The organism is Deltaproteobacteria bacterium, assembly GCA_016874775.1.
In the GTDB taxonomy this organism is placed as follows: Bacteria; Desulfobacterota; Binatia; order Bin18; family Bin18; genus VGTJ01.
In genome coordinates, this window is sequence record VGTJ01000219.1 from 1 (window position 1) to 8,959 (window position 8,959).

Below are 8,959 nucleotides of genomic sequence, written 5' to 3' on the forward strand. Positions count from 1 at the left end.
TGGCGCTCCCGCTTGCTTATGCGAAGATGTTCCCCGTCCATCGCTTCACCTCCGTAGGCACTGACAAACTTTATCCATTTGCCATCCTAGGAGGTGAAGCACTTTCCGTCCAATGGGTTTTTATTTAGCCCCAAGTCCCATTGTGTTTCTTTTGAACTTTAGACTTTTTCAAATCTTTTTCTCCGGCGACCTCACCATCTGTCGCTCTCGCAATACAACGACGGTCTTCCCAGTTATGTCTTTGACCGCCATCTCGCGCACGATCACCCCAAGTGGTCCACTACGCCCGGTCTTTTCGTAGACCTCAACGAGTTTGCCAAACGCAGCATACGTCTGCCCAGCGTAGATCTCGTCGTAATACTCAAACTCTTGTCCAGCATGCAGTGTCGTGAAGCCTGGTTCCACTTCAACTTCTGGAAGCAAGCGCTGACCACGAATATGCATACAAAAGGTCGGTGGCGCGATAACCGCTGGGTAACCTTCCCGCCGAGCAGCTTCGACATCGAGATACAGCGGACTGAGATCGCCAACCGCTTCAGCAAAGTCCCGGATGTCTTCGGCAGTCACTGCAAACTCGCCAAGCGAAACTTCTTTGTTCACCATGTCTGGTTCGATTTTGATCATGTTTCCATTCTCTATTTTTTCAGCGTACCGTGTGCTGCGCGCACGCCTTCCACGCTACTGTTCTTCGTGCACATAGCGCACGCTACGGAAGAATACCCTGTATCTTCACAATAAACGGTCGGCGATAAATTCCTCACCAAACGGTACCACCCCAACACTTAGCATAATGCCCAGCACAATCAGTGCGACGCCCACCGCCTTTCCTATTACTACTCCTTGCGGAATCATCTTTTCGACAAAAATCACTGCAGAAAGTATTCCCATCCACACCAGGTTCATCGAGCCCACGACAAACAGGACCGCCATCAAACTCCAACAACACCCAAGACAGTAGACGCCGTGATCGACCCCCATGCGAAACGCGCCCCAGTGTCCATCACGCCAGCTACTGAGTAAGAATCCCATCGGTGAGCGGCACTGAGACAAACAGAGATATTTCAGCGGGGTCAACTGATAGATACCGGCTGCAATCAGCGTCACTCCACCGATCACCATGCCGTAGGTACGCAACGCAGGAAACTGCGTCGGCAACGACTGAATCGCAAGATCAGCTGCATAACCAACACCACCAGTGAGGGTCCAAAGGACAAAGTACCCGGCCACGAACACCCACACCGGAGTAAAAGGTAATGACTGCTCTTGGCGTCGCCGCGCCATGGTGTGAAAAATCTCGACGATTGGGGTCATGGCTGGCAGCATCATCGCGACCATCATCACTCCCCACAGCACGATATAGAGCACCACGTTGCTGAAAGAGAATGGCGTGCCCATCGTCATGCTGCACGTGAACATACCCCAGCCCATGCCGTCGGCCTGGTACACCGTCATCGCCCAGGCCAGGCCGGAGAGGACAACAAGCGCAAGAAAAATGAGTAGGTTGTTACGGGCAATCACTGGTGCTAGGTGCTAGGGGTTGGGTGCTGGGTGTTGGGTGTTATAAAATAGGCAGCAACATTTGCGGCGGAAGTAAGAACCTTGCTTTTTTCTTCCCGAGCACCGAGCACCGAACACCCAGCATCTTGTCTTCGTTGGTTACGAGGCAATCTTATCGTAGAACTCTAACACAGGTGCGCCATCGAGAATCGCACCAAGGTTCACACCGAGTTCACCTAGATGTTTGCGATGCGCTTTGACGGCGTCATCATCAACATACTCTTCAAAGAACATGAACACGCGAGGATTCTCTTTTGACTGGCACATCGTGTACGCACGATTTCCTGCCTCTTGACGAACCTTGGGCACCACATTTTTCATCGTGTCGGCAAATTCTTTTTCTTTCCCTTCCTTGACTGTCAGCTTCGCAATAAACGTCACCATACAGTTTTTCCTCCTTTGCTAGAGCGCTGGTGTTTGTTTTGCCTGAGTAGTATCGTTTTGGCAACCGGCACATAACGGTTGACAGCAGACACGGATCAGAATTATAGCCAGGCCCTTGGAAGGGAGCCATTCCATGAGCACACCTCTCACAGCCATCGTTTGGGCAAGTGTATTACTTGTCGCTGCGGCTCCGGGCTGCAGCAACAAAGAGGCCGCGACGTCGACTGCACCTGTTTCTGTCGAAACGCTTGCACAGCAAACTGCACAACGTCTGCTTGCGCAACCGGAAGTGAAAAAAGCACTGGAGGAACAATCACAAGGTACCTCTGACGAAGTGCTCGACCGGCTTGCCCGACGTGGCTGGAAACGCTTGAGTGATGACCAGCTCTTTCAACGTGTAGAGCTGCGGCGCAAGCTGCTCTCTTCTACTGACATCACTACCTGTGCATCTGTCGTTCGCGACAAAGCGACCTCAACACAGACTCACGCCGCCTTAGCCAAACTAGGCGCGTCAGATATCCAAGCCTTTTTCGCATTGAAAGAAACGGCAGTCCTTGCGGAAGCAAAGGACCAGAAACCACCAAAGATGATTCTGCAAGACCAGTTCCCCGAAGCCTTTGGGTCACTACTCAAGAGCCTCCCTCCAGACCAAGCTGACCATCTTGGCGAGTTACTCACGGGTGATCCTGCCCGTGCTTCAGATGAAGATATCTGCTGGGCCGAGAAGACCTTTCTTGATGCGCTACTCACTCTCCAAGAGCCCTATCGCAGCACCTTGGCACGCGCCGTCGTGCAGTGATATGGAAGTGTCAGGGGAAGTCTTCACTGTGATGTAGAAAGACCGTAGGCCGGAATAAGCGCAGCGTTTCCGGCTCAGAGAGCGCCGGGAACGGTCTACGACGCAAGATCTTTGCAATACATAAGGAGAAGTGCGGCAAGTTCCCGAGCGTCACAGCACTCCTGAACAAGCCAGTAGAGGTATCCATCTGCGACAACAGCGCCACCTCTGTCAACAAATGTTGACACCTGCCACCCTGAGTTTTCTTCGCCTCATCCTTCTTTCCTCCGCTTCATTCACGCTGTAACTCTTTGATTTTTTACGAGTACGACAGGTTGCCAACGGCGCCATTTTTCTGCATATCTCCTTAATGGCATATTCATTGCTCTACCATATGAGGGGTTGGACCACAGCATTGAGCTTACCGAGGAGAATATGGACGCTGTTTTTATTTCCTACGCGCGTGAAGATAAGGACTTCGTACAGAAACTCCAAACCACGCTCACGGCTGCAGGTCGTGAGAGCTGGGTCGACCTCGATGACCTCTATGCGGGAGAGGAATTCTGGCCACGGATTCGCGCCGCTATTGAAGCAACAGAAGCCTTCCTCTTCGTGATGAGTCCAGATGCGTTGAGTTCCACCTACTGCCAACAAGAGCTGGCCTATGCCGTCGAACATAACAAACGCATCGTGCCGATCTATCATCGGACAGTGGACGAAAAAACGATTCCGCAAGCGCTGGCTGCACGCCAGTGGCAGTTTTTCCGCGCTACTGATGATTTTTCCACTGCCTTTACCGCACTCTTAGAAGTTCTCGATGTTGACCCGGAGTGGGTCCATGCCCACACGCGCTGGTTGATCAAAGCCGAAGAATGGAATCGTGCAGGACAGGAAGAGAGCCTGCTCGCGCGCGGACGGGAATTGCGTGAAGCGGAACAGTGGCTGGCGCACGCTGAGAAGAAAGACCCGCAACCCTCACCAATGCAAACGCAATATATCCTCGCCAGTCGTCAGGCAACGACCAAACGCAGAGGAGTATGGCTGAGCCTGGCAACCACGAGCCTCGGCATTGTCGCCACACTCGCAGTGATTGCGTTGTGTCAGTGGCAATATGCCCGCTCGCAGACGAAAACCGTTCTCGCACGACAACTGGCGTTACAAGTTGAGGCGTTGAAAAATCGCCCCGATCTATCTTCCCTCCGAGAACTCTTGGCCGTCGCCGTGATTAAGCTCTCCCCTTCTCCTGAATCCGATCAGGCCGTTTTACAAGGGGCCGTTCTCCTCCCTTGTGCAACGGCACAGGTCGGGGTCGCCGCGGTCGCCTTTAGTCCCAACGGCCAGTTCTTAGCCACGGCAGGCTATTCATGCGTTGTTCGCATCTGGCGAGTGAGCGACCAACAACTTATCGCTTCGCTCTCGCACCAGAGTGGAATTTCAGCCATGACCTTTAGTCCGGACAATACCTACTTGGCCACCGTCGATTGGAATGGACGTGCCCACATATGGATTGCCGCCACAGGTCAAGAACTCTCCCCGATGGCCCACGAAGACGGGATCACCGCTATCAGCTTTAGCCCAAATGGCAAGTATCTGGCTACCGCCAGTTGGGACGGCACCGTACGTGTGTGGGAATTCAACACCAATCGTGAGATTCTCCGCAGTTCGCACGATAACGGGGGCACCAGCCTCGCCTTCAGTCCCGATAGTCGCACGCTGGCTTCGGGCAGTTGGGACAATACCGTACGTATTTGGGATCTCGCGGCTCGGCGTGAGATCAAAAGGCTGACGCATACGGAAGGTGTGACTGCGGTAGCGTTTAGCCCGGATGGTGGACTGATCGCCACTGCAACCTATGGTCCACTCGTACGTATCTGGAACGTCGAGACGAGCCAACAAATCGCTCACGTCTCACATCGTAACGGCGTGACCGCTTTCGCATTTAGCCCGGATGGAAACTTCTTGGCCTCGGCAGGATGGGACAATGTCGCCCGGATTTGGCAACGGACCAACAAACGTGAGATCGCCCAACTGCCCCACGAGGGGGGAGTTGTCACGGTCTCTTTTCGCCAAGACTCTCAGAAAATTATCACGGGGAGTCACGATGGCACAGCGCGGGTCTGGGAATTTCCCGCAACAAAAGGGCACGTCCGCCTGTTCCATACCAACAAGGTCACCGCTGCCACTTTTAGTCCTGATGGCCAGTACATCGTCTCTGCGAGTTATGATCCAAGCGCATTGCTCTGGGAGTCCAGCACTGGACGGAGACTCACAGTCTTCACCCACATGCCACGTGTGGCAGCAGTGAGCCTCAGCTCCGAAGGGAAATATCTGGCTACTGCAGATGATGACGCAACAATTCATGTGTGGGACCAAGAGAGCAAACACGAGGTCGCTACTATGCGGCATCTGCCTGGGGTAGCAGCTCTTACCTTCAGCTCTGACGGCAATACCCTCGCGACGGTAGGGTGGGATGCAACGATTGCAGTGTGGAAGATCGCACGCTGTCGCCGCAACAACTGCCAGCCGCTGGCACGTATGACGCATCCTGGCGGAGTCGCCTCACTCTCATTTAGCCCCGATGGCAAGTATGTCGTCACCGCCGGATGGGATCGAACGACGTACGCGTGGGAAACAGCCAACCCTCGGCATCGGATGGACATTCTCCATCGTGGAGGAGTTGCGACCCTAGCGTTTAGTCGCGACGGACATCTCCTGGCGACTGCGGGATGGGATGAAACAGTCCGTCTTTGGAGTACCACTTCTGGGAGAGAGTTGGCATCGGTCTTACACGAAGAGGGAGCCGCTGCCATCACATTCAGTGCTGACGGCCAGACCTTTGCAGCTGCAGGATGGGACAAAACCATTCGCATCTGGGATCGGCACCGACAACAGATCGTTGCCTCGTTACAACGAGAAGAAACCGTCACCGCTCTCGCCTTTAGTCCTGATGGACAGCATCTCGTCACTGCGGGTTCGGACAACATCGCACGCGTATGGACGATACCCGACTTTCAAGAGGTCACACGTTTACGTCATAGCGACGGCGTCACCACGGTTGCGTTTAGCCCCGATGGCAAATATGTGATGACTGCGAACTGGAACAACGTCCAATTCCGTTGGCTGTGGCGTCGAGAAGATGCGGCCCGCGAGGTCTGTAGCCGTTTACGTCGAGATCTCACCAAGGAAGAGTGGAAGAAGTACGTGGGATCAGCCGAATACCTCCAAACGTGCTCCCTGGCAGAAGCGCCGGGCAAAGAGACATAGCCACGACCGGCCATCTCACCACAAAGGAGGATACAATGGCATTACATGCATTTGTTGCAATGCCCTTCGGGACAAAAGAAAATATCGACTTCAACAAAGTCTATGACGAATACATTAAGCCAGCACTCACAGACGCCGGCTTTGACGTGTTTCGTGCGGACAAAGAGCAGCGAGCTGGCAGCATTCACGTAGATATGTTTCAGGAACTCTTGCTTGCTGATCTCGTCGTAGTAGATGTGTCGATCGATAATCCAAATGTCTGGTACGAACTCGGGGTGAGACATGGCTTGCGCGCACGCGGAGTGATCCAGATTCAATGTCGGCGGGAATTTATGCCCTTTGATGTGGCTGGCGAGCGCACCCAGCGATACCACATTAAAGATGGTGTTCCCGATCCCACTTTTCTCGAAGCGGACAAGAAAGACTTAGCAACACTTGCGACAGAAACGATGGCAGCATGGCATGGACGCAAAGTCAGCCCAGTGTATCACAACCTGCGATACCTCCAGGAGCCGGATTGGAAGTCACTTCGAGTTGAGGAAGCGAAAGAGTTTTGGGAGGCCTACGAACAATGGGCACAGCGCATCGAAATCGCTCGAAGGAAAAGTCTGCCAGGCGACATTCTTGTCTTCACCAAAGAAACGCCGTCGCGCATGTTGCAACCCGAGGCGCGTCGTAAAGCCGGCAAGGCGCTGCTTTCGCTCGGGCAGTTTTCGTATGCCTTGCATCAGTATCAGGAAGCGTTAGAAATAGATCCTACTGACCTCGAAAGTCGCCGCCAAAAAGGCTTACTCCTTGGTCGCCTCAACAAACACGATGAAGCAAAAGAATGGTTGAAGGCGGTCGTTGAGGATCATCCTAATGACGCCGAGAGCTGGGCCATGCTCGGTCGTATCGAAAAAGATGCCTGGACACTCAGGTGGCGCGCACCAAACAAGACACTTGAGCAAATGCGCGAAGATGCGCTGGCTGAAGAAGGTTTTCTCCATGAAGCAATCAATGCCTACGTGAATGGGTTTCGCAAAGACCCCCGCAATTATTATTTAGGCATAAATGCGGCTACCTTGCTCGCGCTCAAACAAACACTGCTCAACGAGGATAAAACGGAAGAGCAAATTGCCTTAGAAGGGGGAGTGCGATGGGCGGTACAGAGTACTCTTACCGATACACCGAAGGACTACTGGGCACGAGTAACTCTTGGTGACCTCGAGCTCTTGTCTGCAGACAAACCCCAAATCGAGCGGCAGTATCGAGTCGCCGTCGCCGTTGCCGAAAAAGATTGGTTCGCGCTCGATTCGTCGCGGCAACAACTCCTCTTGTTGCGAGACCTCGGTTTCCGTCCGAGAGAGGTCGATGCTGGCTTAAAGATTTTCGACCGTGAACTAGAGAAACTCACTACACCGCAAGTACGGTGGAAACCGCGTAACGTGTTTCTTTTCAGTGGACATATGATTGATGCTCCCGATCGACCAGCGCCACGTTTTCCGGCAGAGAAAGAAGCAGTTGCTACCTGGGCGATTATGGAAAAACTGGAAGAACTCGGGGCCGGATCTGAAGATCTTGCCCTCTGTGGTGGCGCGTGTGGCGGGGATCTACTGTTCGCCGAAGCCTGCCTCACTCGCGGCGTACCGTTAGCAATGCGGATTCCGTTTGAGGAAGCCGAGTTTCTAGAAGCATCAGTGAATTTCGCTGGCGACAACTGGCGCGAGCGCTTCTTGGCCGCCAAAAACAATGCCAATACCACACTTCTCGTGATGCCAGATGAACTCGGCCCACTTCCCAAAGGTATCAATGCGTTCGCGCGCAACAACCTGTGGAGGTTATACACCGCCTTATCGTGGGACGCGGAGAACCTTCACTTCATTTGCCTATGGAATCGTAAAGGTGGTGACGGTCTGGGGGGTACCCAACACATGCACGACACCGTCACCAAACATGCCGGGCACGTCCATATCCTCGATCCCGCGACCCTGTGGTAAGCAATCGCTATCAGCGACAAGCTAAATCTTTACAACGGGAGTCACGTGAGCAGATGGGTTGCCAACGTAAGAGTGAGGAGAAAGCAAAAGGTGCTTATACCCTCGACAGTGGGTTGCTCTTTTGCTTTGTGAGTCTTCCCAGAGCATGGACAAGTTCCCCTACCCTTAGGTATTGTTTTGACATGGAGGGTCTAGGTCATGGCCGATGTTTCCATTCATAAGCGCAAATTCCATACATTCCTGAGTCATGCGCATGCTGATAAAGTAGTCGTTGACCACCTCTATGACTGGCTCAGCAACACCTCGGGAATCCCAGTATGGTACGATGCTCGCCATCTACCGGCAGGGGCAACCATCGCAACACACCTAGCAACGGCAGTCACCCAGTGTCGTAGCCTGATTCTCGTCCTGTCTCCCTCTTCGATAAAGTCGGGATGGGTCAAAGAAGAATACGAGACCGCAATCAGCCAACGTACGAGATGGAAAGACTTTCGCATCATTCCCCTGCGGATTGAAGAGTGCGAAGTTCCCGGCTTTTTACAAACAACCAAATGGATTGATATACTGCACGGACAGGGCGATGCCAAAACGTATGGCCAATTCCTTGCTGACTTGTACTATGATGAGGTTGATCTCGAATTTGAAAAAACACGAGATATCTATGTCAGTCGCAGCTGGAAAGAGAGCGAGCGTCCGTTAGCCGATGCCATTTGTCAACGTCTCATGCAGGTCGGCTTTCGTTTGATTGGCGACGCCCAAGATCAAGCACAGTTCAGTGAAGAACGCATTACCTCGTTGCTCGCAAGCTGCGGAGGTGCCGTCGCCATTTTGCCAGACCGCGGCCAAGGCAAGACGTCCGCGTATATCCTCCAGGACTTACGCTTGAGGACCACAAGTATCATTTTAGGGATATGATTACCAAGAAGCAGTACGTCGAATATTTGGTGAGCACGCCGAAGAATTGCACCTGTACGTATCTGGCCGAGCATTTGGAAGA

8 protein-coding genes are annotated in these 8,959 nt (G+C 53.2%); 4 read left to right on the forward strand and 4 right to left on the reverse strand.

Translation table 11 applies throughout. The annotated features are described in order from the left end of the window. Window positions 1–168 precede the first annotated feature (168 nt). The 3 genes from FJ147_25250 to FJ147_25260 all read right to left on the reverse strand — a co-directional run bounded on the left by FJ147_25250 (window position 169) and on the right by FJ147_25260 (window position 1,941). Window positions 169–624 (reverse strand): MaoC family dehydratase, encoded by a 456-nt coding sequence (locus tag FJ147_25250; protein MBM4259193.1) that lies wholly within the window; start codon window positions 622–624, stop codon window positions 169–171. Between the two features lie 105 nt (window positions 625–729). Continuing rightward, window positions 730–1,518, reverse strand: a complete 789-nt coding sequence (locus FJ147_25255) for a DUF2182 domain-containing protein (protein MBM4259194.1) — start codon at window positions 1,516–1,518, stop codon at window positions 730–732. 138 nt (window positions 1,519–1,656) lie between these two features. Further along, window positions 1,657–1,941, reverse strand: a complete 285-nt coding sequence (locus tag FJ147_25260) for an antibiotic biosynthesis monooxygenase (protein MBM4259195.1) — start codon at window positions 1,939–1,941, stop codon at window positions 1,657–1,659. A 133-nt stretch (window positions 1,942–2,074) separates the two neighbouring features. Here FJ147_25260 and FJ147_25265 point away from each other — a divergent pair, with 133 nt between their 5' ends. The 3 genes from FJ147_25265 to FJ147_25275 all read left to right on the forward strand — a co-directional run bounded on the left by FJ147_25265 (window position 2,075) and on the right by FJ147_25275 (window position 7,962). Then, a complete protein-coding gene (locus FJ147_25265) occupies window positions 2,075–2,740 on the forward strand; it encodes a hypothetical protein (protein ID MBM4259196.1) in 666 nt (221 codons plus the stop codon). Between the two features lie 414 nt (window positions 2,741–3,154). Continuing rightward, window positions 3,155–5,983 carry a TIR domain-containing protein gene (locus tag FJ147_25270; GenBank protein MBM4259197.1) on the forward strand — a complete coding sequence of 943 codons (2,829 nt, stop codon included), beginning with the start codon at window positions 3,155–3,157 and terminating at the stop codon, window positions 5,981–5,983. 35 nt (window positions 5,984–6,018) lie between these two features. Continuing rightward, window positions 6,019–7,962 (forward strand): DUF4071 domain-containing protein, encoded by a 1,944-nt coding sequence (locus FJ147_25275; protein ID MBM4259198.1) that lies wholly within the window; start codon window positions 6,019–6,021, stop codon window positions 7,960–7,962. A 21-nt stretch (window positions 7,963–7,983) separates the two neighbouring features. On the opposite strand, the gene FJ147_25280 is transcribed toward FJ147_25275, so the two are convergent. Further along, entirely contained in the window at window positions 7,984–8,109 is a 126-nt protein-coding gene (locus FJ147_25280) for a hypothetical protein (GenBank protein ID MBM4259199.1), read from the reverse strand. A 51-nt stretch (window positions 8,110–8,160) separates the two neighbouring features. Between FJ147_25280 and FJ147_25285 the strand changes: the two genes are divergently transcribed. Beyond that, on the forward strand, window positions 8,161–8,877 hold the full coding sequence (locus tag FJ147_25285) for a toll/interleukin-1 receptor domain-containing protein (GenBank protein ID MBM4259200.1): 717 nt from the start codon (window positions 8,161–8,163) through the stop codon (window positions 8,875–8,877). The last annotated feature ends 82 nt before the right edge of the window (window positions 8,878–8,959 follow it).

What these genes read in the sequence shown, in the direction of transcription:
- FJ147_25250 (MBM4259193.1), bottom strand. Translation starts at nt 624, where the DNA reads ATGATCAAAATCGAACCAGACATGGTGAACAAAGAAGTTTCGCTTGGC.
- FJ147_25260 (MBM4259195.1), bottom strand. Translation starts at nt 1,941, where the DNA reads ATGGTGACGTTTATTGCGAAGCTGACAGTCAAGGAAGGGAAAGAAAAA.
- FJ147_25265 (MBM4259196.1), top strand. Translation starts at nt 2,075, where the DNA reads ATGAGCACACCTCTCACAGCCATCGTTTGGGCAAGTGTATTACTTGTC.
- FJ147_25270 (MBM4259197.1), top strand. Translation starts at nt 3,155, where the DNA reads ATGGACGCTGTTTTTATTTCCTACGCGCGTGAAGATAAGGACTTCGTA.
- FJ147_25275 (MBM4259198.1), top strand. Translation starts at nt 6,019, where the DNA reads ATGGCATTACATGCATTTGTTGCAATGCCCTTCGGGACAAAAGAAAAT.
- FJ147_25280 (MBM4259199.1), bottom strand. Translation starts at nt 8,109, where the DNA reads ATGCTCTGGGAAGACTCACAAAGCAAAAGAGCAACCCACTGTCGAGGG.
- FJ147_25285 (MBM4259200.1), top strand. Translation starts at nt 8,161, where the DNA reads ATGGCCGATGTTTCCATTCATAAGCGCAAATTCCATACATTCCTGAGT.